20 protein-coding genes, 1 tRNA gene and 1 pseudogene are annotated in these 26,148 nt (G+C 52.4%); 17 read left to right on the top strand and 5 right to left on the bottom strand.

Annotated elements, in window-relative coordinates; all coding sequences use genetic code 11:
* Nucleotides 1-16 precede the first annotated feature (16 nt).
* Nucleotides 17-2,506 carry a response regulator gene (locus AC52PS_RS00110; protein WP_495560987.1) on the top strand — a complete coding sequence of 830 codons (2,490 nt, stop codon included), beginning with the start codon at nucleotides 17-19 and terminating at the stop codon, nucleotides 2,504-2,506.
* A 204-nt stretch (nucleotides 2,507-2,710) separates the two neighbouring features.
* Here AC52PS_RS00110 and AC52PS_RS00105 read toward each other — a convergent pair whose 3' ends face one another.
* Entirely contained in the window at nucleotides 2,711-3,940 is a 1,230-nt protein-coding gene (locus tag AC52PS_RS00105; RefSeq protein WP_495560986.1) for an LL-diaminopimelate aminotransferase, read from the bottom strand.
* 74 nt (nucleotides 3,941-4,014) lie between these two features.
* Between AC52PS_RS00105 and AC52PS_RS00100 the strand changes: the two genes are divergently transcribed.
* Nucleotides 4,015-4,806 carry an ABC transporter permease gene (locus tag AC52PS_RS00100; RefSeq protein WP_495560985.1) on the top strand — a complete coding sequence of 264 codons (792 nt, stop codon included), beginning with the start codon at nucleotides 4,015-4,017 and terminating at the stop codon, nucleotides 4,804-4,806.
* Nucleotides 4,807-4,836: 30 nt separating this feature from the next.
* Here the strand turns inward: AC52PS_RS00100 and AC52PS_RS00095 are convergent, their stop codons facing one another.
* Nucleotides 4,837-5,988 (bottom strand): DNA alkylation repair protein, encoded by a 1,152-nt coding sequence (locus AC52PS_RS00095; RefSeq protein WP_495560984.1) that lies wholly within the window; start codon nucleotides 5,986-5,988, stop codon nucleotides 4,837-4,839.
* The gene (locus AC52PS_RS00090; protein ID WP_495560983.1) at nucleotides 5,972-8,038 is read right to left on the bottom strand and encodes an oxidoreductase; all 2,067 of its coding nucleotides are present in this window, start codon (nucleotides 8,036-8,038) and stop codon (nucleotides 5,972-5,974) included. Before AC52PS_RS00090 ends, AC52PS_RS00095 begins: the two co-directional genes overlap by 17 nt.
* Nucleotides 8,039-8,125: 87 nt before the next feature.
* On the opposite strand from AC52PS_RS00090, the gene cls reads away from it, so the two are divergent.
* On the top strand, nucleotides 8,126-9,589 hold the full coding sequence (gene cls, locus AC52PS_RS00085) for a cardiolipin synthase (protein WP_495560982.1): 1,464 nt from the start codon (nucleotides 8,126-8,128) through the stop codon (nucleotides 9,587-9,589).
* A gap of 119 nt (nucleotides 9,590-9,708) precedes the next feature.
* Here the strand turns inward: cls and AC52PS_RS00080 are convergent, their stop codons facing one another.
* Nucleotides 9,709-11,553: an ATP-binding cassette domain-containing protein gene (locus AC52PS_RS00080; protein WP_495560981.1), complete on the bottom strand. Its 1,845-nt coding sequence runs from the start codon at nucleotides 11,551-11,553 to the stop codon at nucleotides 9,709-9,711.
* 250 nt (nucleotides 11,554-11,803) lie between these two features.
* Here AC52PS_RS00080 and AC52PS_RS00075 point away from each other — a divergent pair, with 250 nt between their 5' ends.
* From AC52PS_RS00075 to AC52PS_RS00060, 4 genes and pseudogenes are all read left to right on the top strand, one after another.
* The gene (locus AC52PS_RS00075) at nucleotides 11,804-12,499 is read left to right on the top strand and encodes a TetR/AcrR family transcriptional regulator (protein ID WP_495560980.1); all 696 of its coding nucleotides are present in this window, start codon (nucleotides 11,804-11,806) and stop codon (nucleotides 12,497-12,499) included.
* A gap of 30 nt (nucleotides 12,500-12,529) precedes the next feature.
* Nucleotides 12,530-12,742, top strand: coding sequence for a hypothetical protein (locus tag AC52PS_RS00070; RefSeq protein WP_495560979.1), 213 nt, complete (start codon nucleotides 12,530-12,532; stop codon nucleotides 12,740-12,742).
* A gap of 6 nt (nucleotides 12,743-12,748) precedes the next feature.
* Nucleotides 12,749-13,759, top strand: coding sequence for a calcium/sodium antiporter (locus AC52PS_RS00065; protein WP_495560978.1), 1,011 nt, complete (start codon nucleotides 12,749-12,751; stop codon nucleotides 13,757-13,759).
* Nucleotides 13,760-13,918: pseudogene (locus AC52PS_RS00060) on the top strand (hypothetical protein); the annotation flags it as partial.
* Between the two features lie 78 nt (nucleotides 13,919-13,996).
* Here the strand turns inward: AC52PS_RS00060 and AC52PS_RS00055 are convergent.
* A tRNA-OTHER gene (locus AC52PS_RS00055) sits at nucleotides 13,997-14,086 on the bottom strand.
* 60 nt (nucleotides 14,087-14,146) lie between these two features.
* Here AC52PS_RS00055 and AC52PS_RS00050 point away from each other — a divergent pair.
* The 10 genes from AC52PS_RS00050 to AC52PS_RS00005 form a co-directional block, all read left to right on the top strand.
* Nucleotides 14,147-15,187 (top strand): hypothetical protein, encoded by a 1,041-nt coding sequence (locus AC52PS_RS00050; RefSeq protein WP_495560977.1) that lies wholly within the window; start codon nucleotides 14,147-14,149, stop codon nucleotides 15,185-15,187.
* 51 nt (nucleotides 15,188-15,238) lie between these two features.
* Nucleotides 15,239-16,579 (top strand): M18 family aminopeptidase, encoded by a 1,341-nt coding sequence (locus AC52PS_RS00045; RefSeq protein WP_495560976.1) that lies wholly within the window; start codon nucleotides 15,239-15,241, stop codon nucleotides 16,577-16,579.
* Between the two features lie 2 nt (nucleotides 16,580-16,581).
* Nucleotides 16,582-16,953, top strand: coding sequence for a YqfO family protein (locus AC52PS_RS00040; RefSeq protein WP_495560975.1), 372 nt, complete (start codon nucleotides 16,582-16,584; stop codon nucleotides 16,951-16,953).
* The gene (locus AC52PS_RS00035) at nucleotides 16,950-17,717 is read left to right on the top strand and encodes a class I SAM-dependent methyltransferase (protein WP_495560974.1); all 768 of its coding nucleotides are present in this window, start codon (nucleotides 16,950-16,952) and stop codon (nucleotides 17,715-17,717) included. Before AC52PS_RS00040 ends, AC52PS_RS00035 begins: the two co-directional genes overlap by 4 nt.
* Nucleotides 17,718-17,761: 44 nt before the next feature.
* The gene (locus AC52PS_RS00030; protein WP_495561066.1) at nucleotides 17,762-18,889 is read left to right on the top strand and encodes a thymidine kinase; all 1,128 of its coding nucleotides are present in this window, start codon (nucleotides 17,762-17,764) and stop codon (nucleotides 18,887-18,889) included.
* Between the two features lie 129 nt (nucleotides 18,890-19,018).
* Nucleotides 19,019-20,083, top strand: a complete 1,065-nt coding sequence (locus AC52PS_RS00025) for a BMP family lipoprotein (RefSeq protein ID WP_495560973.1) — start codon at nucleotides 19,019-19,021, stop codon at nucleotides 20,081-20,083.
* A gap of 102 nt (nucleotides 20,084-20,185) precedes the next feature.
* On the top strand, nucleotides 20,186-21,703 hold the full coding sequence (locus tag AC52PS_RS00020; protein ID WP_495560972.1) for an ABC transporter ATP-binding protein: 1,518 nt from the start codon (nucleotides 20,186-20,188) through the stop codon (nucleotides 21,701-21,703).
* 1 nt (nucleotide 21,704) lies between these two features.
* Nucleotides 21,705-22,757 carry an ABC transporter permease gene (locus AC52PS_RS00015; protein ID WP_495560971.1) on the top strand — a complete coding sequence of 351 codons (1,053 nt, stop codon included), beginning with the start codon at nucleotides 21,705-21,707 and terminating at the stop codon, nucleotides 22,755-22,757.
* A complete protein-coding gene (locus AC52PS_RS00010; protein WP_495560970.1) occupies nucleotides 22,758-23,702 on the top strand; it encodes an ABC transporter permease in 945 nt (314 codons plus the stop codon).
* A 168-nt stretch (nucleotides 23,703-23,870) separates the two neighbouring features.
* A partial coding sequence (locus tag AC52PS_RS00005) for an RHS repeat-associated core domain-containing protein (protein ID WP_495560969.1) occupies nucleotides 23,871-26,148 on the top strand: 2,278 nt, incomplete at its 3' end.

Below are 26,148 nucleotides of genomic sequence, written 5' to 3'. Positions count from 1 at the left end.
CTCATGGAGGCCTTCAGTGCGAGATTATGTCTTCTCCTCACCAGTTCCACAGCTCCTGTTATCCGGCAGCGCCAGAGTGATACAGTGGAACCAGAGCTTCGCAGCGTTGTATGCCGAAGGGCTGGAGCATCTGGAAGGGAGACATCTTTCAGATATCGTAGTGCCCCGGAATGTAATGCTGTACCAGCAGGATCTGGAAAAGTTGCTGAACACTCCTGGAAGTACCGCGGTCATTCCCTGCAGAATATCCATTCCCGGAAGGGTTGCCGATAAGTGGTGGTTCCTCTCGGCCTCCCGTCTGGAAAACGCCGCAGTGCATGCATCCTTTATCTCCGCTGATCAGCAGATCCAGGAAACCGAAGATCTTGAGCGGGATAAACAGGCTGCTGAGGAAGCCACCAAATCCAAGAGCCTGTTCCTGGCGAATATGAGTCATGAAATCCGCACACCCATTCATACGGTACGGGGAATGTCAGAGCTGCTTCTGGACACCAAACTGGATCAGGAGCAGTCCGAGTATGCGGCCCAAATCCGCTTCTCCGCCGAGGCGTTATTGGGTCTCATTAATGATATCCTCGATTTTTCAAAAATCGAAGCCGGTAAGCTGCATATAGAAAATATCCAGTACAACATAGTTGATCTCTACGGATCGGTTCTGGACATGCTCAGTCTTGAGCTCTATAAGCGGGGACTGGGTATTCTTCTTGATATCGATACCCGGATGCCGGAGATGGTGAACGGAGATCCCACCAGAATGCGGCAGATCCTGGTGAATCTTCTGAGTAACGCGATGAAGTTTACCCATGAAGGGCATGTGAGCCTCCATTTAACATTAATACAGCAAGGGGCGGAGTATATTCAATTCCGTACCGAGGTGAGAGATACGGGAATCGGTATTCCCCAGGAAAAACAGAGCATCCTGTTCTCATCGTTTCAGCAGGTGGATGCCACCACCACCCGAAAATACGGGGGTACCGGACTGGGGCTATCCATCTGCAAAAATCTGGTGCAGCTCATGGGCGGCAATATCGGCTTTACCAGCACCGAAGACAGCGGTACCACATTCTGGTTTACCCTCAAAGTTCCTGCGCTGCCTTCCCGGACCCTGGGTGAAAGCACCGAGGATTTGAGCATCCTGGAAGACAGAGAGGTTTTGGTGGTGGACAAGTACCGGCCTTCCGGGGAATTTCTCACCGCCCTCTTGTCCCCCTATGCACAAAAAGTATCCTACTGCAGTTCCGGTGGCGAAGGGCTTGAGCATTTACGCCGCAGCCGAATTGAGTCCGGCAGGGAACCTGTGGTTCTGGTGGACCTGCAGCTGGAGGACATGGACGGGTGGCAGTTCGCCAGTGAGGTTAATTCAGACAAAGAGATCAACAGCAGCAGACTGTTTCTGATCCGTCCTCCGGGAACCATGCAGGCGGACGCAAAAATGAAACTCCTGAATTGGTTCGACGGCTATCTCACCAAACCTCTGAAGACCAAACAGCTGAGCGAACAGCTCAGTCTTGCCCTGGATACCAATCTCGATCTTTCGGAAGTGGAAGAGGGCGAACCGCTTGAACTTGAAGAGATAGATGAACCGGTGCTGCGCATCCTGCTGGCGGAAGATCATTTCGTGAACCAGCAGCTGTTCAAAACCATTCTGGATAAACTGGGACACCAGGTTGTTGTGGCCAGCAACGGCCGGGAGGTGGTGGACCTCTACAGTCCCGGAAATTTTGATCTGATATTCATGGACCTTCAAATGCCCGAGATGGATGGCTACGGTGCCGCCCGGGAGCTTCGCCAAAAAGGTGCACGGCAACCGATCATTGCCGTCACCGCCAACGCTCTTATGGGGGAGAAACAGAAATGTCTGGATGCGGGAATGGATGATTATATGTCCAAACCATTCAGCCGTGACGATCTGTTGGAAATTTTGAAAGCCTGGCAGGGAAAAATGAGAAACGACCCCGGTCTGTCACCGGAAGGAACTGCCGCCGATCAATATACCCCCGAACAAAATGCCGCCGAACAATCTTCAGCGGACAGGAGGAATCCGCAAGGCAGCATCCATCCGCAAGGCAGTATCCATCCGCAAGGCAACATCAAAGAGGCGGAACAGGCCGTGACCAGTAAAGAGTGGAATTCCACGGAGCAGGAAAAACAGATGATCAATTTTTCTGCTGCGGTGAAAACCTTCATGGATAATGAAGAGGCGGTAGTGAGGATTCTCGGACAATTCCTGGAGCGCAGCACGCATCAGCTCAATGAAATATATGAGTTTCTTGACCACGATAATTACAAGGATGCCCAAATTCTCAGCCACGGGATTAAGGGCAGCAGCAGAAATTTGAGTATGACCGAACTGGGTAATGCCGCGGAGAAGGTGGAAAAAGCCTGCGAAGAAGGGGAGAAAGCAGAGGCGTTACAGTTCATGCCGGCCATGGAACAGGCCCTGGAGCGGGTCAAAAACTATCTGGAGCCGGAGTTAAAACGCCGAGCCGGGGATGCCGGTAATTAGCCCGCCGGCGGCGGTGTTGACCCAGCCTCTGCAGATAGTGACGGAAGAGGCGAGATACGACAAGGGCAAGGGGCAGCAGCAGCTGCGCCGGCGGAAATGCGCCGAACTTTGCCGCTGCTAGTGTAAAGGTACCGAGGTGCACACTCCGGCCGGGAAAAATATCCCCTATCCCCGGCCGAACAGTGTTACCCCGTAAACCGCAGCTCAGCGGGATGCGAAGGCTTCGGCGATTCTCTCCAGCGCTTCCTCCACCTGATCCCGGTGGTTGAAGCTGGAAATTCTAATGTATCCTTCACCGCAGCTTCCGAACCCTGCACCGGGGGTCGTGACAACCGCTGCTTTTTCCAGCAGCTCGTCAAAAAGCTCCCAGCTGGATTCTCCGGCCTTAACCCACACGTAGGGGCTGTTCTCCCCTCCAAACACGGTAAAGCCCAGTCCGGTCATTTTTTCCCGGATCAGTTTGGCGTTTTCAAGATAATAGTCGCTCAGGGCGCGAACTTCCTGTCGGCCTTTGTCGGTATAGATCGCCTCGGCTGCCTTCTGCACCGGATAGCTCACCCCGTTGAATTTTGTGCTTTGTCTACGCAGCCAGAGATCTTTCAAAGAATGGGGGGAACCTGTTTCGTCATATACCATGCACTCCGAAGGAATCACCGTGTAGGCGCAGCGGGTTCCGGTAAAGCCGGCGGTCTTGGAATAGCTTCTGAACTCCACGGCAACTTCCCGGGCACCGGGGATCTCGTAGATGGACTTGGGAATGCTCTCATCCCGGATAAATTCAACATATGCCGCATCGAAGAGAATCAGGCTTTTTTCCCTGCGGGCGTAGGCAATCCATTCTGCCAGCTGCTCTCTCGATGCCACGGTCCCGGTGGGGTTGTTGGGGAAGCAGAGGTAGATCAGGTCGATATGCTGATCCGGGGGTGAAGGTACGAAGCCGTTTTCTTCATTGCCTTCAAGGTAATGAAGTCCTTCATATCGGCCGTCGCGAAACTCGCCGGTGCGACCGGCCATCACATTGGTATCAACATACACCGGATAGACGGGGTCGGGGACACCGATGCTGATATCCTGTGAGAACAGTTCCTGAATATTTCCCGTGTCGCATTTGGCACCGTCGGATACAAATATTTCATCAGCGGAAATATCACAGCCGTTGCGCCGGTAGTCATATTCGGCAATCTTATCTCTGAGGAAAGCGTAGCCCTGTTCCGGTCCGTAGCCGTGAAAACTTTCGTCACTTCCCTGGTCATCCACTCCCTTGTGAAAGGCCTTGAGAATGCTTTCGCTCAGGGCGTGGGTTACGTCTCCGATTCCAAGTTTTATTACCCGCTGATCCGGGTTGGCGGCCTGAAAATCCCCCACCTTTTTCCCAATCTTTGAGAACAAGTAGGAGGATTGAAGTTTCTTATAGTGTGTGTTCATTCTAATCATGTCTCTGATAATATTGATTATGCCCCGGGCTTACAAGCGGGAATTTTAATCGGAAGGGCAAACGGAGGTTGGGGATGTGGGAATCATTTCTTGAGTTCAGCGGTTCGGCAGGCGTGCAGTGGGATCAGTGGCTAATCGGGTATCTCATATTGCTGGTTCCGGTGATTATCTCCATGCGTATGAAGCTGGGGCTTCACGGAGAATTGCTGAAAGTCTCGGCTCGAGCCGTTGTTCAGCTGATGTTTATTGCCCTGCTGCTATTGCCCATTTTCTCCGGCCATTGGTCACTGAAACTTCTGATTATTCTGGTGATGATACTCATGGGCGCCAGGGTGGCATGGGAACGGGGCAGGGAAATTCCGGGCGCGTTTGTCACCAGCCTCCTTGCCATGGGTCTGAGCACCGTGAGCATTATTGGAGTGTTTTTACTCAGCGGAGGTTTGGAGAGCGAGGCCAATGTGGCCATCCCCATATTCGGAATGCTTGTAGGTAATGCAAGCCGAAGCATTGCACTATTGTTCAGCCGGACCCTCAGCGATTTTTCCTCCCAACAGGAGATGGTGGAGGCTTTAATGCTGGATGGTATGGATTTCCGCAGTGCAATGCGAATTCCCATGCAGATGAGCATGAAGACCGCTCTGGTTCCCCGGATCGATTCATTGAAAACATTGGGAATCGTTCATATTCCCGGAGCAATGGCGGGGATGATGGTGGCCGGTGCGAGTCCCCTGGAGGCAGCGGGATACCAGATCCTTATATTCTTTGGAATCATTGCATCTTCTGCCATGGCCACCATTATTACCAATTACAGAAGTTATCGGCTTCTCTTTCTCTCATCGTACCCCCATTTGAAATGGAAGAAGTAATATCTGAACCGGAAGCCGTAACATTCCCATTCACCTGAAGCAGAAACGCTTTTCCGTCAGACGCCGGCCGTTCACCCGGATAATGATGCTGTGAATTCCCGGATAATAGTTTCTGTTTGAGGATGGCCGGAACCGGTGGAGTTTACAAATATCCAACACGGCTTCAGCTTCAAGGCGCACTCGTTTCAGAAAGAAACTGCGCTCGGCGTAGCTGCCCCTGGCGTTGGGATGGCGGTGGATGTACTGGATTAACAGCTTCTGCTCCTCTGTAGCCCCCGATTCAATGCGGAGAATCATGCTTAGGGTACCGCCGAGCCCCACCTGCTCCGGTGCCAAGGTGAAAGAGGTAATTCTGAGCCGTGCGTCCGAATATCCAAGAAGTTCCAGAGCCCGGGGGTCTGCGGATTTCACCAGACTGCGGGCTCCATGGCGAACCACCCAGGGCGGCTGCCCGGCTGTTCCCTCCGATAATTCCGGGGTTGCCCATCTTTGCATCAGCTCCAATGCCTGCCGAGGATTATCCTTGCTGATATCGTTCACGTTGTTGGCCACCGAGCGGCGTACCATCTCATTGGGGTCATCGTGCAGACCGTCCAGAATGGGGAATAGGGGTGACGGATCGTTCACATATTGCTGAAGCCTGGGTGCAAGGGGAAGGCGGGGACGGGTTCCTTCGCTGGCCAGTCTTCGGGCGAAGGGACTGGGATCCCGGGTAAGTTTCATGAGAAATTCCAGGGTTTGCTGCTCATGCCGTATGAGGAAGGGGCGTATATCGAACTCTGCCGTGAATCGTCTGGTCATTTCATACAATGCAGGCAGGGCGGTGCCCGGATCATTCAGTCCTTTATGGGAGATATACATGCTCATGGGCAGAATGTAGAAGCCTTCGACTCCGCGAATTGATTCTTCCCGAGAGGGAGGTCCCAGGGATGCGGAAAGTATGGCTGCGGCCCTGGGAAAATCTTCGGGAAGATGGCGCACCAGGGCGTCCCTGATCTGCAGTGCCCGTTCCTTGAAATTCAGTGAATCCAGTCCGGCGGATGCCTCCCTCTCAAACTCCTGAGGGGAAAAATCCGGCCAAGCCTCATGGATCTGGCCGGCGATGCGCGTGATGCTCCCGGGATGAAGAGTTTCTCTGGTAAGGCTGTTGGGCCGTGAAGGGGCGTCAGATCCGGGCTGCATGGCGAACCGCCTCATCTATGGCACGTTTGGCATCCACCTCACGGGCCTCCCGGGCTCCGCCGATAAGCAGGTGGCGGATTCCCATTGAATCCAGTTGGCGGGACAGCCTGTTATCCGGGACCTGTCCGGCGCATATAATTACCGTTTCGGCCTCTATTCTGCGCTCCCGTCCTTCAGCGTCCGTAATATTGACTCCCCGGGAATCTATGCTGCGGTATTGTACCGAAGGAATAAACTCCACCTCTCCTTTTTTCAGTTCCAGGCGGTGGATCCAGCCTGTGGTTTTCCCAAGTCCGGCACCGGGCTTGGCATTGGAGCGGCGCATCATGGAAATACGGCCCTGGAGGGGACCGTTTTCCGGGTTTGTAGAGTGAGTAGGATCTGAAGGGTTCATAGTCAGCCCTCCGGGTACCGATGACTCGGGGTCAATTCCCCAATGGGTGAAAAACTGATTCCCCGTCATGGCTATCCCCCGCAAGTGGGGCATAAGAAGATAGTTTGCCGTGTCCACTGCAATGCCCCCGGCTCCGATAATTGCAACCCTGCCTGTGGGCCTGATGTCCCCTTCTAAGGCCTCCCGGTAACTGAGCACATGGGGAAGATCGACGCCGGGAATATGCAGCTGCCGGGGTTGAATTCCGGTGCACAGCGCCACCCGGTCAAATTGAGCAGCATCCTCTGGGGTGAAGGACCGTGACAGATGAAGGGTGACCCCATGAATCTCCAGCATTCTCCGGTAATATGCGATGCTTGAGAGAAACTCCGCCTTGCCCGGAATTCTGGCAGCCAGGGTGAAGTGCCCGCCGATATCCCCTTCCTTCTCGAACAATTCCACCCGGTGTCCCCGGGCAGCCGCATGGATGGCAAAGGAGAGGCCTGCCGGACCGGCTCCGGCCACCGCTATCCTCAACGCTGTGTTCACCCGATTGTTTTCCGGCCGGGGAATGCGGGTTTCATGGCCCGCCCGGGGATTCACCAGACAGCTTGCGCTGCGGTTCAGAAATACATGGTCCAGGCAGGCCTGGTTGCAGGCGATGCAAATATTGGTCTCATCATCCCGGTGCTCCCGGGCTTTTTTTACAATCTCCGGATCGGCCAGGAAGGGGCGGGCCATGGAAACCATATCAGCTTCCCCGGCCGCCAGAATGGATTCAGCGTCTGCCATGCTGTTAATTCTGTTGGTTGCCACAACCGGAATCCCTATTTGGGCTTTCAGCTTCGCCGTCACTCTGCTGAATACTCCTCTGGGAACCATTCCTGCGATGGTGGGGACCCGGGATTCATGCCACCCGATGCCCGTATTGAGAATATCCACTCCCGAATCCGCCAGCCTCTGTGCCAGCACCAAACTCTGGTCAAACTGATTTCCTTGCTCAACCAGTTCCAATAACGATATGCGGAAAATAAGAATGAACTTCTTGCCCACCTTATTCCGAACCGCCTGCACAATTTCCAGGGCCAGCCGCATCCGGTTTTCTAAGCTTCCCCCCCATTCATCATTGCGCTGATTGGTTCGCCGGGACAAAAACTGATTGATCAGATAGCCCTCGGAACCCATAATCTCCACACCGTCATAGCCGGCTCGCTGCGCCAGTGAGGCTGCCCGGGCGAAGTGACGGATGCTTCGGCGGATCATGGCGGGAGTCATGGTCCTGGGGGTGAAGGGGTTGATAGGCGCTTTGCGCTTTTCCGCCGATACGGTGAACGGATGGTACCCGTATCGGCCGGTATGAAGAATCTGCATGCAGATTTTCGTGGGGTAACGGTGCACTGTGCGGGTGATCTTCCGGTGCTTCAGAACATGGAAAAACGTACTCATCCGGGCGGCGAACGGTTTGGTCCACCCCCGAAAGTCGGGAGCGATTCCTCCGGTGACGATCATCCCCGCACCTCCTTCAGCCCGTTCCCGGTAAAATTCCGCAAGCCTGGAAAACCCCCCGGGCTTTTCTTCCAGACCGGTATGCATGGAACCCATAAGAATACGGTTGGGGATGGAGGTAAACCCCAGATCCAGGGGGGTGAAGGTTCTGCTGTAGGATTCTGTTTTCATAATACTTCCTGACGCCCATTATATCTTGATGTGGAGATAACGCAATTATTGTGTTTGGATCGATATGGTTGTAGTATCGATAGTCATATGAATCTAAGCGATCCGTTTCAACTGCTCTCCCTTCTCAGCCTTGGGGTGACCCTGTTTACGTCCATGATTATCATTCTTGATGATACCAAAAGCAGCGAAACCACCATTGCATGGCTTCTTGTGATTTTTCTGTTTAAGTGGATTGGTGTGCTCTTTTACGTCCTGCTGGGTATCAACTGGAAGAAGCGAAAAATAGTTCAGCAGAAGCCGGAAGATGTGTTCGGCTCCTACCTGCAGCCGGTGCTCCAGCGTCAACAGGAGTTTATCTCACGGCTCATCGAGACCCATGAATCCGAGTCCTACAGCGACATGACCAAACTCATGCGCATGCTCCTTTCGGGAAACAACTCAATTATCACCCTTAATAACCGGATCCGCTTTTTCCACAACGGGAAAGATGCCTTTGCATCCATGTTTCACGACCTCAAGCGTGCCAGGGAAACCATTCACATGGAATTTTACATCTGGCGTTCGGATGAACTGGGGGAAGATCTCAAGGATATTCTCATTGAGCGGGCCCGAAATGGTGTGGATGTGAAGCTGATATTTGACGGCCTTGGTTCATTCGGAAAAATCTCATTTGCGTACCGCAGGGAACTGAAAGAGGCGGGAATCCGCTTCTCATATTTTCTGGACCTGAATCTGGCTCCAGCCCGGTTGAAAATCAATTACCGGAACCATCGAAAAGTGGTGATAATCGACGGCCGGAAAGCCTATACCGGCGGCATCAATGTGGGGAAAGAGTATATTGACGGGGGCAGAAAATTCGAACAATGGCGGGACACCGCACTGCGGATCACCGGAGATTCGGTGATGATGCTTCAGGCGCTGTTTCTTATTGATTGGGCGTCCAGCGGAAACGAGCAGGTTCTGGACCGAAAACTCTTTCCAGCCTTTCATCCCGGTGAACGTCAGACTCCGGTTCAGATAGCATTCAGCGGTCCCGATTCCCGCTGGTCGTCCATTGAGCAACTCTTCTTTCTGATGATCACCAATGCGAATACTTATATCTGGATACAGAGTCCCTATTTTATACCCAGTCAGGGCATTCTCCATGCCCTGCAGTCTGCCGCCCTGAGCGGAGTGAACGTCCATCTCATGATGACCGGCATTCCCGACAAGCATCCGCCGTTCTGGGCCGCCCACACATACTTTTCCGGGCTGATAGATGCGGGGGTGAAACTGTATCTCTATCGGCGGGGATTTTTACACAGCAAATTTGTGGTTGCTGATTCAAAAATTTGTACTGTGGGCAGCTGCAACATGGATATGCGCAGTTTTCACATCAATTTTGAGGCCAATGCGGTGATCTATGACGAAGATTTATCCCGACAACTGGTGGATCAGTTCCGACGGGACCTGGAGTCCTGCGAAGAGGTAAGCCGTGCAAGCCTGACCAGCCAGTCTCCATTCATTAAGTTGCGAAACAGCATACTGCGAATCTTCTCCCCCATCATGTAGGCATCGACCGGTTCCGTTGAATACGCCGACGAAAGGGGGCAGCTCAGGGAAACGGGCGGCCGAGAAATGCGGGGCGACAGACGAAAGCGGGGAAGGTGAGCGGGACGGGGGGCGGTCCGTCAGCCCTGTTTTTGCTCCAGGGTATCCCAACGCTCATACGCATCTTCCAGTGAGTTGTTCAATTCCTGTAGCTCTGTGCTCAAGGCTCGGGTTTTCTCACCGGCTTCATCACCCTGGTACAGCAGCGGGTCCGCAAGGGTTTGTTCTATTTCGGCAATACGGGATTCCATGGAGGAAATGCTTTCCGGCAGAGACTCCAGTTCCTGCTTCTCCCGGTAGCTGAGTTTGTTCGCTGCGGATGTCTTGGGTTTTTTTCCCGGTTTGGAGGCGTTTTCCGGTTTTGAAAGCTGTGAAGTGCTCTTCCCATGGGCCTTTTGTTGATCCTCCCACTGACTGTAGCTGCCTACAAAGCTCTCGATGGTACCGGAGGGGGTAAATATAAACAAATCACTGACACAGTTGTCCAGGAATGCCCGGTCATGACTGATCATAATTACCGTGCCGCTGAAATCTGCCAGCAGATCCTCCAGCAGTTCCAGGGTTTCCATGTCCAGATCGTTGGTGGGCTCATCCAGCACTAAAACGTTGGCCGACTGGAGAAAGAGCTTGGCAAACAGGAGCCGGTTTTTTTCACCTCCGGAAAGAATATGTACCGGCTTGTTGGCATCTTCCGGATCGAAGAGGAAGTCTTTCAGATATGCATTGATGTGCCGGGACTTTTCGTTGATCACCACTGCATCGTCGTCTCCGGCGATGTTTTCCCGGATGGTTTTCTGTGGATCCAGCTGTGTCCGCAATTGATCAAAGTAGAGGATTGAAAGACCGGTTCCCAGACGGATCTTACCTGAATCGGTCCGCAGATCGCCGGTTATCAGGCGGGCCAGGGTGGTTTTGCCGGCGCCGTTATCCCCCACAATTCCGATTCGATCCCCCCGGAGAACAGATGCGGTGAAAGATGAAATAAGCGGTGATTCCGTCGGACCTTCCGAATAGGAAAAGCTTACATCATCGAGCTCGGCCACCAGATCACCGGAGCGCCGGGCCTCCTCAATGCTGAAGCGTACCCTGCCGGTCTTTTGCCTTCTGTTCCGATGTTCCTCCCGCATTGCCTGAAGGGCCCGAACCCGCCCCTCGTTTCTGGTGCGCCGGGCCTTAATTCCCTTTCTCAACCAGGCTTCTTCCTCCGCCAGCTTTTTATCGAACTCTTGCTCGGCCTTATCCTGGGCGGAGGCGATATTCTCACGCCGGCGCAGAAATTCATCGTAGCCGCAGTCGAAGCTGTACAGCTGCCCCCTGTCCAGTTCGCTGATTCTGTTGGTCACCCCTGCGGCAAAGCGCCGGTCATGGGTGACCATTACCAGGGCAATATTAGAGCGTCGGAGATGGCTCTCCAGCCATTGGATTGTGGAGATATCGAGGTGGTTGGTGGGTTCGTCCAGAAGAAGTACATCCGGGAGACAGGCCAAAGCCAGAGCCAGGTGAACACGGCGTTTCTCTCCGCCGGACAGCAACGAGTATTCGGCGTCAGGATTCACCGAGAGGCGGGTGAAGTTCTTGTCCAGCTCAAGGGAGAAGTCCTCATCTTGCAAGTCTTTAATCAATGCGCCGTTTACCGGGAGTAACGCCTTCCCTTCGGGTGAAAAACAGAACTTCCGGGTGCTTCCGCTGAAATCACCCGCTGCATCCTGCATGAGCCGGGCAATTTTAGCTTCCTTTTGGACGGCAACAGAACCCCTGTCCGGCTGGATATCGCCGGCGATCAGTTTTAGAAGGGTGGTTTTCCCGCTGCCGTTTCTGCCCAGGAGCCCTATTTTGTCCCCCTGCCGTATATGAAGAGTTACATCCTCAAAAAGGGATTCGTCCGAATAGCGCAAGTGTATGTTTTTCAAACTAATCAATGCCATAGTGGGGCCAGTTATATCATAGCTGAGGAAGAGTGAATATCGTTCACCCAGGAAAGATGCGGGTACGAAAGGGAGCGGGACGATGTGGGATGGGACGAGGCGGGGCGGAATGAGGCGGGGCGGAGCGGGATGGGATGGGGCGCAGTTTGAATTGTGGCGAACTGTGGATGTGGAGGTAAAGTGGAGCGCACTTGTAAAAAGCATCCCCAGGTAGTTTGACCACCTGGTCACATTGCGGTAGTATGCTTTTATGGATCTCTCATCCCATTTTCTCCACGGCTTGGAGATACCCCGCTATACCTCCGCAGTAGGCAGAAAAAAAATCCTCCGCCTTCTGGCAATCGCCCTCCAGGAGTTTTCACAAAACGGATTCACCAATGCTTCCACCAACAGAATTATCCGGGAATCGGGGGTGTCCAAGGGCACCCTGTTCAATATGTTCGGAAGCAAGATGGGCCTATATCTTTATCTGATTAATCGCTCCACAGTCATGCTTATCTCAGCTTTCGAGCAGAGGCGGGAGACCATCCCCTCCGAATTTCTCCAGCGTCTACGCTGGGTGGGTGAAGTTTACCTGGGTCTTTTTATCCAGGATTCTGCAGTGTTTCGTTTCCTCATAACCGTCCATCACCCGGAGAATCATGCCATGGCTGATCAGTTCGCCCGGGAACATGGGCGAAAAAGCGCACAACTCCAGAAATTTATGTTTGATGGGATCACACAGAAGGAACTGCGGATCAAACCCCTGCAGATGCGGCGGATTGCAACTATGATCATGGCGGACATACAACAGCGACTTTACCAGAGTGAGGAAGCCGACACCGATCTGGAAACGTTTAGATCCGCATTTATGCAGGATTTGGATGATATGCTCGAAATTCTGCGATGCGGAGTCTACGGCGGTACTACAACCGTTCCCCCCGGCAATATCAGTTTTGCAGGATGACAAATCCTGCTGTATGAGTATAATACAGCTATGGGATCAAACAGTTCTGTAAAATACGTACTCACCTACAAAAAGATGGGCGAGCTTATCAGCATCGACAGTTTTACTTCGGTGTTCGATGCCTTGAACTACTGCCAGACCGAGGGCATTGAAGAGCCGGTTGATATTAAACGTCTCGAGATAATCGAAGAGCGGATGCTGAACCGCTCCCAGATTTTAGAACTTCTTCAGCGTCCGGAGTAATTTAGTATGACACTTGATATTCTTCTCAACAGCGCAGCCGTGGCAGCCGGTCTCATTCTGCTATATTTAGGCGGTAACTACCTTGTGAAGGGTGCCGGAGGAATGGCGCTCCGATTTAAAATTGCCCCCATTGTGGTGGGGCTTACCGTGGTTGCCTTTGGAACCAGTGCACCCGAACTTTTCGTCAGTCTCTTTTCCGCCCTCCAGGGATACACCGAAATCAGCCTGGGAAATGTTGTGGGCAGCAATATCATCAATATAGCACTCATCCTGGGGATATCCTCGGTAATTGTTGCCATACCCGTGGGCCAGGGAATTATCCGCCGGGACATCCCCCTCATGTTTTTCAGTTATCTGATACTTTTCAGCACCGCCCTCCCCATGCTCTGGGAGGATCTGGCACCCGGTGAAGGGCGGATTTTCCGGATAGAAGGGCTTCTGATGATCGCAGCTCTGATTGCCTATGTGCTGTTTCTCTACCTGTACAGTAAGCAGCATGAGGAGGAGGTTTCCGAGCTGGTTGAGATGGATGAAATCTCCGAAGAAGATATAAACCGTCCCGTACCTCTCATGCTTCTGGAAATCGTCGGCGGAATCGCCGCCCTGGGCTTCGGTTCCGATTTCCTTATTGACGGAGCCTCCTGGATGGCAAGAAATCTGTTCGGCGCCAGCGACCGTTTTATCGGCATTACCATTGTTGCCTTCGGAACCAGTCTTCCTGAACTTGTTACCAGTGTTATAGCCGCCAGTAAAAAGCAGATGGATATTTCCGTTGGGAATATTGTGGGGAGTAATATTTTTAACAGCCTGATGGTTCTCGGGGCAACCGCATTGGTAACACCCTTGAGCATCTATGCGGCGGGATTCACCTTCGATATTCTGGCAATGATTCTTATCAGTCTGCTGCTGTTTTTTATTCTGCTGTGGCGGCGCAGGCTTGAGCGCTGGAGCGGTGTTCTCTTCCTGCTCAGTTACGCCGGGTATTTCATCTATCTCCTCCAAAGCAGGGGGATATAAGTGAAACTCTCTGCCAGCTGCCTGCCGGGAATGGAAGAACTGCTGAAAGAGGAACTTCAGCAGATCGGCGCCAAAGATATTCAAGCCGGCCGCCAGGCGGTGAATTTTTCCGGGGATGAAGCTCTGCTCATACGGGCTCTGAATCAGCTGCGCTCAGCCCTGCGGGTGTTTCATGTGATATCCCGGCTTCCGGCGGAGAGGGAATCGGGGCTGTACTCTGCCTTGAAGAAACTGCCCTGGAAGCGATACCTGGGATTGAACCAGAGCTTTGCCGTCCAAGCTCTGGAGAGCGGCGGCAAGGCTCCGGCCTCCCTGCGCTATATCACCCTGAAAACCAAAGACATCATCGTTGACAGCCTTCGCACCAAGGAAGGCCGGCGCCCGTCGGTGGACAGAAACAGCCCGGATATCAGCTTCACCGTTCTCTTTCAGAAAGACGGTGCTCTGCTGCTGCGGGACGCCGCCGGCACTCCCCTCAGCCAGCGGGGCTACAGAAAGGATCATGCCGGAGCCCCCCTCAACGAAGCCCTGGCCTGGGGCATCCTCCGCCTCGCCGGCTTCGATCCCATAAAGGGCCCGGGCATCCTCATCGATCCCATGTGCGGCAGCGGCACCTTCAGCATCGAGGCGGCCCGGTATCTGAAAGACCGGGGAATTCCTCCCGCAGCCTTAGCAGCAACTGAGGGTGCCCGGACAGCTGGGATGAAACCGGACAATTCCGCTGAAAATCCAAAGAATACTGCCGACGAACAAATGAAAACTGCCGAAACTCAAACGAAATCCGTTGAAACTCAACACAAATCCACCGGCGCCATCCTTAAAAAAAAGAACATTCTTGTGAAAAAGAAAGAATCGTCAGCGGGTCGGGAGCTGATGTGCCACCGCTGGCCGGATTTGGGGGATTACCTCATAGCCGCCTCCCGTTCCTATTCCCATTCCTTTCATTCGGCCGCCGGGGCTTCGGTAAAAACGCAAACGTCCCACGGCGGGACGCCTGAGTCCTCCGGCGAAACGCCGGCGCCTCCCGGAGAAGGGAAGGCCTGGAGGCTAATTGCATCGGATCTGGATGCCCAGGCGCAGGAAATTGCCAAAAGAAATGCCCGCAGGGCGGGTGTTGAAGAGTATATTGAGTTTCTCCAGTGCGACTTTCACCGCCTCCACGAGGTGCTCAAGCTCCCCGCATCCGAGAATCTGCAGCGAATGATGGTACTTAATCCCCCCTACGACATTCGGCTACAGGTGGACGATATCAGGAAATTTTATTCCAGTCTCGGCGACACCATGAAGCAGCATTGGAAAGGGTTTGGGGTACATATTTTCTCTGCCAACAGAGAGGGCTTAAAGCATGTTGGGCTCAGACCCGATACAAAAAAGAATCTGAAAAACGGCCAGCTCAACGCCGGTCTGTATTCATACACCCTCTATTAAAATCGCAGGGTGTATGCAAAAGTGCAAAAACCACGTCTTAAGGAGCCACGTATGTCCGAATATACCCCCCGCTACGGTGCAGATGAGCTGAGGAAATTAAGCAGCGGTCTCGCTTCGTTTATCGATTCCAGTCCCACGGCCTTTCATGCCGCCGAATACAGCGCCCTTCTGCTGGAGGAGTCCGGCGCAGTCCGCTTGGAAGAAGGCAAAAATTGGAACCTTGAAAAAGGGAAAAAGTATTTTGTTGTCCGGGACGGCGCGGCAATTATGGCCTTTTCAACCGGCCCATTACAGCCCCAGAAGGGTGTTTCGGTGGTGGGAACCCACCTGGACAGCCCCCTGCTCAAACTCAAAGGCAGCGAATTTCAGAAAAATTCCGGCCGTCTCACCACAGGAATTGAGGTGTACGGCGGCCCCATCTATGCCACTTGGCTGGACAGGGACCTGAAACTGGCGGGTCGTTATGTGTTTCAGGGGAAACACGGACTTGAAGCCCGGAATTTTATCCTGGAGCAGAGCGCCGCCATTATTCCCAACGTTGCCATCCACATGAACAGGGATATCAACAAATCTCTCAGTTACAACCCCCAGACCGAACTCAAGGCGCTGATACTTCAGAACAGCGCTTCCCCTTCAGAGGATATTCGGGACCTGCTTGCCGATGAACATGAAATATCCCGGGACTCTATTCTGGACGTGGAGACTTTTCTTGTTCCCGCCGAGAAGGGGCATTACTTCATTTCCGAAGGCGGAGACTCCCTGTTTACTTCCGGGCGGATAGACAATTTGGCGGCAAGCCATGCCGCACTTTCAGCTTTCATTGATCTTGATCCTTCAGCCCAGTCCCGGGATGCCATCCTCTGCCTCTATAATTCCGAAGAGATTGGAAGCAGAACCCGCAGCGGAGCCGCAGGCCGGATGTTTGAATCGCTGTTCACCCGCTATCTTCTGGCTGCCGGGCTTTCCGAAGAAGATCGGATTATCGCACGGCAGAACAGCTTTCAGATCTCTGTAGATGCCGCTCATGCGCTGCACCCCAATTATGCCGATAAACACGATCCCGCATTCCGCCCCGAGCTGAACCGGGGTATCGCCCTGAAGCGCAGCGCAGCGTACAAATACGGCACCGATGCTCTGGTGGCCTCCCGGTTTATCCAACTTATGAAGGGGGAAAATCTTCCCCTCCAGGAAATGGTCAACCGGGCGGATGTTCCCTCAGGCTCCACCATCGGCACCATCTCCATGAGTCTCTCGGATATTCCCACCGTGGATATCGGGATTCCCATGCTTGCCATGCACAGTGCCCGGGAGACCGCCGGCCTTGAGGATCAGATGGACAGTCAGCGTCTGCTGTTCAGCTTCTTCCGTGACGGGGTCAAAGAGGTAGAGTAGCCATGTACCTGATCTATGTCTTCGTTCCCCGGCGCTGGAAGGAGAAGGTGAAACATGCCATGTTCGCCGCCGGAGCCGGCCGCCAGGGCGAGTACAGCCAGGCTTGCTGGGAAACCGCCGGCAGGGGCCAGTTCCTTCCCGGAGAGGGGGCCAGCCCTGCAATCGGCAGGCGTTTCTCCTTGCGCCGGGTCAGGGAGTTCAGGGTTGAGATGATATGTGCGGAGAAATATGGGGCAGATGTGGTGAAAGCGTTGCGCATGGCCCATCCTTATGAGGAACCGGCATTTGGACTCATTCGGTTGGAAGATCCCCATGAAGATCCCCATGAAGAGCTTCCCCATGAACGTACTCCCAATGAAAGAAGATCACCATGAAAGCTGACGAAGATAATCAGTCTGATCCCTCATCTGAATTTATTTATAGCCAAGCAGAATTATACCGTTCCCTCTTTGAACGATATGAGGTTGATATTGCCTGGCTGTCCCGCTATATATCCCGCCGATTCCCGTTGCAGAACCCCCGGGTACTTGAATTGGCCTGCGGTGAAGCCAGAATTTTAAAGGGACTTGCGTACCGGGGATCCAGTACCCGGCTCAGCGGCCTGGACCGATCCCCCCACATGCTTGAGCTTGCCCGAAAGTTAATTCCCGACGCCCGTTTTTATCGGGCAGATATGCGGAATTTCCGTATAGGGGAAACATACGATCTGGTTCTTCTCATGGCCAACAGCCTGAGCCACATCCGAAGCAGGCAGGAGCGTAGCATGGTGTATGACTCAATTGCCCGGCATCTGGGGACAGATGCTGTGGCCGTGTGCGCAGTCCTCAATTCCCGGGGCTATGAGGATTCGCTCCAGGCTCCGGTCTCCATGGGATCATGTGATGATTCCCGGGGTAACGAGTATCAGGTATATGAACAAAGCCGTATGCTGGACGAAACTACAATTGAGGTGAACTGGTATTTCCAGGCCGAATCGTCCGACGCTGATGATCTTCTAAATACATTTACACTTCACTGCTTCCAACCCGGTGAACTGGAAACAGAAATCCGCTCTGCCGGTGGAGATATTCTTGAAACCCTCCATGGGTTTGACAAAGGAATGGATTTCTGGGATATCCATGTTTACAGAACCGGGTAAAACTGTGTAGATTGGTTCTCTGACTACAGGGGTTTCTTAACGTGATGCTAACAAGCAGCCATTCATCGGATGCCAGCGAGTTTTTCAAAAGTCTCGGGCTTCCGAATGTGCAAATACACCATGCCATTAATCATTTCGATTTTACGAAACCTTCCCGCAGAATTCTGGTAATCGGACCAATGGGCTCGGGAAAAACCGAGTACTCCGCCAAGATCTGGCGTGATGCCCGGGTTGCGATGAACAAATCGAAAGAGTTCGCCAAAAGCACGATCACCGGAGGTGCCGACCGGCGCAAGGTGTTTTTCATCCGCTCAATTCTCGACCTTCAGCGTTTCAGCGAATACCCAGAAGATGCACTGGCCTACCGTGGCGGGTTCGAACGACTGGGGGAGAATATCGCACGGATCTCAGATTCCTTCGGCCTGGAAAACGTGCTCATGAACAACCCTGAGGCAGGCACTTGGATTCTGGATGAAGCCAGCTTCTACGATGAACGGATCGCCTATGTGACGAAAAAGGCCAGCATAGAGCGTGGTCTGGTGTTTGTATTTCCCACCCTCATTCTGAATTTCCGAAAAGATATTTTCAATTCCAGTGCCCGGCTCTTGCTGGATACCGCAACTGATGTTTTCCCCCTTACCGCATACTGCGAACATGCGGACTGCATGGCCGATTCTTTTTTTACCTATCGCTATTACCGGGTTGACGGGCAGGAATGCCCGGCTCTCTATTTCGATCCCCTTATAATCGTAGGGGGAGATGATGTGAAGGACGATCCCCGGGAACCCAACTACTGTACCCGCTGTGAGGAACATCATTATCTTCCGGGAAAAGAGTACACGTTTCTCATTCTCAAACCTCTGGGGCTTGAAGCGGCCCGGGGGAATCCAGAGCCTCTTAAGGGCGAATTGAGCCTGCTGAAAGAGGATATTGAAAACTCGAGCCTGGCGGCGCTCTTCAATGAAAAATATGATCCGGAAAGCGAGTCGGGCATTGCCAACAGGAGGGCTCTGCTGGTTCCCAACATTGCCGAACGGGCCCTCATATATCTCTTCGTTGAGCAGAATTTGGTGGGGGAGCAGACCCTGGTGGAACTATCCCGGGAGCTCAGCCTGGATCAGGAGTTTATAAACCGCCGTCTGGAAGATAACGGACGGGTTGTGCATTGGTAGTGGTCTAGTATTATTTAATTGAATGAAAGAGTAAGAGATGATTTTCCAAAAATTGAACAACAAAGTTTTGACCCTTTGGAAATCATGCTCTACTATAGCAGTAGTAACCTTAAAAAAAGGAGAGGAAAAGTGAAAAAAATTGCACTTTTACTTATGGTTTTCCTCCTGAGCCTGGCGGTATTCGCTGAAGGTTCTCAGGAAGGAGCTCAGACAAAGGTTGGTATGGTTACAGACGCCGGTACCATTGACGATAAGTCCTTCAACCAGGGAACCTGGGAAGGTGTTCAGATGGCGGCGGAAGATTTTGATCTTGATATCAAGTATCTCAAGCCTGTTGGAACCACTGAAGCCGATTATATTCTTGAAATCAGCAATCTCTACGATGCGGGTTACAAGTTTATCGTAACTCCCGGTTTCAAATTCGAAACGGCCATTTATCAGGCTCAGAGCGAATACCCCGATGCGCGTTTTGTGCTCATCGACGGAAGCCCCCACCCCGGAGATTTCAACGTGGAAGTAGCGGATAATACCGTTTCTATCTTCTTCGCAGAACATGAAGCCGGTTTTATGGCAGGGGTTGCAACCGCACTGCAGCTTGAAGAAGGCGAAGCGGGCTTTATCGGCGGAATGGAAATTCCCCCCGTACAGAAGTTCAACTGGGGTTTCCAGCAGGGTGTAAGCTATGCAAATGAAAACCTCGGCACAAACATCACTCTGAATGCAGAAAACGTACTGTACCAGGGTTCTTTCGACAACGTGGCAGCGGGTCAGCAGATTGCGGCTCAGATGTACGAAAAAGGTGTTGATGCAATCTTCTGTGCAGCCGGTGGAGTTGGCGTTGGCGCCATCAATGAAGCCAAAAGCCGTGCACGCTCAGGCGAAGATGTATGGGTTGTGGGTGTCGATGTAGACCAGTATGCCGACGGAATCTATGAGGGTGATAATTCAATTATTCTCACTTCTGCAGTGAAGAAAATTGATCAGGCTGCGTACGACATGATCGAAGCACACCTGAACGGTGAGTTCCCCGGCGGTCAGATTCTTACTCTTGATTCCACCAATAACGGTGTAGGTATTCCCGCGGAAAACCCCAATCTGGATGCAGACGTACAGGCTCAGGTTGATGATGTTTTCGCTCAGGTAATGGACGGCAGCATCGTCGTAGCCGCTGAGCAGGGCGATCTCATCCAGTAAGCACTGGTACTCAAAAACGGGGGCGTATGCCCCTGTTTTTTTTTCTCCGCCTTTTTTTTAGATAATTCCGCGGAGATAGAAGATGATGTTTAGAGGACGGCAATGAGTACAATAATTGAAATGCAGAATATCCGGAAAGAATTTCCGGGAATCGTTGCAAATGACGATATATCACTGACCCTGGAACAGGGAGAAGTGCACGCGCTTTTGGGCGAAAACGGTGCGGGTAAATCTACATTGATGAGCATCCTCTTTGGTCTGTATAATCCCGATAAGGGCAGAATTCTGGTTCGGGGTGAAGAAGTGGATATCCGCAATCCAACTCAGGCGAATAATCTCGGTATTGGTATGGTTCATCAGCATTTTAAGCTGGTGCATAACTTTACCGTGACAGAGAATATTATTCTGGGTATGGAGCCCATGAACGGTGCGGTAATCGACCGGAAGGGAGCTTCAGATAAAATTGCAAAACTCTCCAAGCACTACGGCTTGAATGTGGATCCCCACGCGAAAATAGAAGATATTTCTGTAGGCATGCAGCAACGGGTGGAAATTCTCAAGATGCTCTACCGGGATGCGGAAGTGCTGATTTTTGACGAACCTACTGCGGTTCTCACTCCCCAGGAGATTCGGGATCTCATGAAGATCATGCGAAATCTTCTGAATGAAGGCAAATCCATCATCCTTATCACCCATAAATTAAAAGAAATCAAAGAAGTTGCCGACCGATGTACCGTTATCCGAAGGGGTAAGGTGATCGGAACTGTGGGCGTTGGTGAAACCAGCGAAGCAGACATGGCCAGAATGATGGTGGGCCGGGAAGTCTCGTTTCATGTGGATAAGGAAGAACAGAAGCGGGGAGAACTCACCCTATCTGTGAAAGACCTGGTGGTTGAAGGCAACCGTGGCGACGATGCGGTGAAGCAGTTCAGTTTCGATTTATATAACGGGGAGATCCTGGGTATTGCCGGTGTGGATGGCAACGGTCAGACCGAGCTGGTTGAAGCTCTGACCGGGCTGCGGCCGGTAAAATCGGGAACCATCGATCTCGACGGCGTTAATATCACCCATAAATCCATTAAAGGCCGCTTCGAAGCCGGTCTTGCCCATATCCCCGAAGACCGACAGAAACGGGGTCTGGTCCTTGACTATTCAATTCAGGAGAATATGATCCTGGAGATCCACGAAAAGGAACCCTTTTCCCGACACGGCTTTCTTCAGTTTGATGAAATCCGCAAGCACGCCGACACGCTGATCCAGGAATTCGATGTACGCTCCGGTGAAGGGGCCGTGGCCAAAGCCCGGGCCCTCTCCGGCGGAAATCAGCAGAAAGCAATCGTCGGACGGGAGATCAGTCATGATCCCAACTTGCTCATCGCAGTGCAGCCCACCCGGGGCCTGGATGTGGGTTCCATAGAATATATCCACAAACGGCTCATTGAGCAGCGGGACAGCGGTAAGGCGGTTCTCCTTGTAAGCCTTGAGCTGGACGAAATTCTGGACCTGGCCGACCGAATCGTGGTTATAAACCACGGTCAGAAGGTGGGCGAGGTAATCACCAGTGAAACCGATGAAAATGAAGTCGGTCTGATGATGGCCGGTATTGAAAAAGGAGCCTGATGTGAAATTTCGCATTCCCCGTCAGTTGAAAATCGCATTAATGGCCATTGCCTTCGGCCTGATCATCGGTGCGATTCTCATATTAATTACAGGAAGCAATCCCATCTCCGCCTACTGGTCTCTCTTCCGGGGCGGACTGATGAATACCAAGCGATTTGCCAACACCCTGGCAAACGGAACCACCCTCATGCTCACCGGCCTCTCGGTGGCCTTTGCCTTCCGCACCGGTTTATTCAACATTGGGGCTTCAGGGCAGATGCTCATCGGCGGACTCATGGCCACCATGATCGGGTTAACCCTGGATCTGCCCAAACCGCTGCTTCTGCCGATTATGTTTACCGCCTCCATGCTGGGAGGTGCCCTCTGGGGCTTTGTGCCGGGGCTTCTCAAGGCAAAGTTCAATGTACACGAAGTTGTTGCCACAATTATGATGAACTTCATTGCCCTCTGGGTAACCTATTACACCATTCAGGGCGGGTTCACCGCAGAACAGGAAACCCAGTCTGCAAAGCTGCCGTTTCAAGCCAGTCTTCAGACTGAGTGGCTTACCAGCATCACCGACAGGTCATTTTTGAACCTGGGTCTGTTCATTGCAATAATCATCGTGATCATTATCGGAGTGATTATCAACAAAACCGTGCTGGGCTATCAGCTGAAAGCCGCCGGATACAACCGCTTCGCCTCCGAGTACGCGGGCATGAACGTGAACCGGAACATCATCCTTTCCATGGTAATCGCCGGCGCACTGGCCGGGCTGGCCGGCTTTACCTACTATGCCGGATACTCAAGCCACATGGAAATCGGGAAACTTCCCACCCAGGGCTTCGACGGAATCGCCGTTGCTCTCTTAGGAGCCAATACCGCAGTGGGAGCGCTGCTCTCGGCCATCTTCTTCGGTCTGCTTCAGAACGGGAAAGGCTTCATGCAGTCCATGACTGCCGTACCCCCGGAAATCGGCGACATTATTATCGGGGTGATCATCTACGGCTCGGCGACCAGCATTCTATTCGACAGAATGCTCAACTCATTCCGTCGGAAAGGGAAGGAGGAATAAATGGACATCATCATTCAGATATTTCCCTACGCAATCGCATACACCATTCCTCTGCTCATCACCGCCCTGGGCGGACTGTTCAGCGAACGCTCAGGGGTAGTAAACATCGGCCTTGAAGGGCTCATGATCATCGGTTCATTCGCCAGCGCATTCACCATCAGGGTTCTGGAAACCAGCATGGGCGGAAGCGCCATCTGGATCGGCCTGGTTGCCGCCATGATCGCCGGCGCTGCGTTCTCCATGCTTCACGCCTTTGCATCGGTATCGCTCAATGCGAACCAGATCATCTCCGGTACGGCGATTAATATGATCGCAGCCGCTGTTACCGTATTCTTCGCCCGGAACATGCTGGGAAGCGGCAATATTCAAATCATCAACAACCTCTCCCGCTTCGACCTACCGGGATTAAGCAAGATTCCCCTCATCGGTCCTCTGTTCTTCACCAACAGCTACGCCACTACCTGGCTGGTTCTGGCAATCCTCGCCGGGGCATACTACGTGCTCTACTACACGCCGCCGGGACTGCGCCTGCGGGCCTGCGGGGATCATCCCCATGCAGCAGACGCGGCGGGTATTAACGTACGCCTCACCCGATACCTGGGAGTAGGGGTGTCCGGAGCCTTCGCCGGCCTTGGTGGAGGAATCATGATCGTTACCTATTCCGGACAGTTCACCGGAACCGTTGCGGGGCTGGGCTTCCTTTCTCTGGCAAGCCTTATATTCGGTCAATGGAAACCATTAGGCATTCTGGGCTCCACCTTCTTTTTCGGCTTCGCCACCACCATGGCCAATGTGAGCCAGGTAATCCCCGAGCTGGCGGTAATTCCACCGGTGCTCCTCAAAAGCTTCCCCTACGTCGCTACCCTGGTGGCCCTGGTCATCTTTTCCAAGTCCTCTCAAGCCCCCAAAGCAATCGGCGAACCCTTCCAACAGGATAAACGTTGAGCGAACCATCAGGCCGTCTGATCCTATGATCAGGCGGCTTTTTTTTACCCTAAAGAAATGGGACTTCTCATACGGCAGCTATCATCATATGGCAAGAAACCACTGAATCAGCGGATAGGATGAATCTACGGACACGCTGGAAAAGATGTAACCACGGAAAGGCACGGATTGTCACGGATAACACTCACCAGCAAAACATCAACTGATGCGGCAGGCAATGTAATCAAAAAAAACTTGCCCGGCGGTCTTACTTCGTTCATGGAGTATGATGAATTCGGGAACCTTATTCGGCAAACCTTGCCCAAAGGAGTAAACTACCAGGCACGGTATAACTCCAGGGGGCTGCTTGTTGAAGAATGGAGCGGAAATCAGCTTCCAACCTATTATTATTACGATGAGTTGGGGAGAAATATCGGTATTACAGATGCAGACAACCAGATCACCACTCTGTCTTATGATGAGTTCGGGAATCTATCCCGCACTGTGGATCCTGCCTCAGATGAATTCTTCGCACTGCATGATGAACGGGGCATGGTGGTATATGAGCGTAATTCCCGTGGAAAAGAGTGGATATATGCATACGATGCGAATGGAAACCTGAGTGGATCAATTGACCCCCGCCAAACCATTGCTGTTTATGATTATGATGAACGAAACTTGTTGGAAGAAATTAACTATACAAATACTGGTGAAGGTCTTAGCCACAGCCAGATGTTCGAGTATGATGAAGCAGGTCAAATTAAAACTGCCAGTGACAACGGTGTGGTTACAACATACAACAGCAAACCAGGGGCTTATCTATCTGACCCATACGGACTTATCCGTTCAGTTTCTACAGTAGGATATGGGACAGCATTCGAAACCTCATATGATTATGATACAATGCTCAGGATGACAGAGACTCGCTATTCTGACACTCATTCAGCCAGGTACAACTACAACAACCTTGGTCAACTCGAATCCATGCCACTGTATATCGACCAATTGAACTACAACGAAGCGGGGCTTCTATCAGACTACAACATGACCAACGGCGTAGAGCTCAACTACAACTATGACGCCAATTACCGCCTCTCCTCCATGAGCTACAGCAATGACGAAGGAACCCTCAAAAGTTACCGCTTCGCCTATGACATGGATGACAACATCATCGAAAAAAACGATGACTACTACAGCTATGACAGATTGGGACGACTCCAGTCAGCCATGATCATCGGCGATGCGGGAAGTAAAACCTGGGAACCCGATACATCCCAGCGAAGCTATGGGGTTGTGCAAAACGACGTCTTAGGAACAAAACCGCTTAGCCTCCAGGGAGAGGAACTTCAACTCTCCACAACAGCAGACAGCATGGTAATCGACACCGGCTTCGGCTACTCGGTACAATCTGTAGAAATACCTTTGCAAAACATCGACACCCAAAACCTCTCACCCGACATGTTCCAGGTATTTACCGCGCTCTACAATGGCAACAGTGCCTACCAACATCACGACGATGCCCGCATAGAACTCACTGAAACCAGCATCACCATCACCTTCTCAAGCCCGGTCTTTACCCGCTACATCAAACTCCACTCAACCATCCACACCCTCAATGACGATGGAACACCCAAACCCCTTGGCTCAATCCTGACGGCAAACACCGACACAATCAAAGTCACCGCCCTCACCGGAGGCTCCAACGAATTCTACAACTACACCCCGGATGGAAACCGAAGCCAAAAAAGCATCTTAGCCGGAAGCATGACCAACGACCCCTACCGCTACTACGCCAACTCAGACCTGGTCAAAACCGCCAACGGCTTTACCTACCGCTATGATGCCAACGGTAACTTAATCGAAAAAGGAACATCTGCCACCACCAACGGCGATGAAGTAACCATTCATCATGAAGGCCAATACACCCGCTACCACTGGGACCTTCTAAACCGCCTGGTAAAAGTTGAACGCCTCAATGACCAAGGCCAACTTGTTACGGTGAGCGAATACGGCTATGACATCAACAATTTACGAATTTATAAACACAACGAAGATGGTGAAGAAACCCACTATGTGTATGACATCAACGGCAACAGAATAGAAAAACACACAGAAGGGCAGAGCGAATATTACATCTTCCGCAAACTCCGCCATGTAGCTAAACGGGTAGTGGATGCTGATACCCACAACCACACCACCTATTTCTACTCAACAGACCATCTGGGCTCAACCGTGCTTGTAACAAACTTCATGGGAGATGAAGTATGGAGCGGAGAAACCAACCCCTTCGGAGACTCGGTATCTGGAAGCGGCGTTCTCTCTGATGAAGAGAGGGTGAAATATACCGGGAAAGACTTTGATGAAGACATCGGACTGTATTACTTCAATGCCCGGTGGTATGATGCTGAGATTGGGCGGTTTATATCGGAGGATCCGGCCCGGGATGGGGGAAACTGGTTTAGCTATG

This window comes from Salinispira sp. (assembly GCF_059431795.1).
The sequence above is the reverse complement of the archived record's forward strand: the minus strand, read 5'-3'. Positions and strand labels throughout refer to the sequence as shown.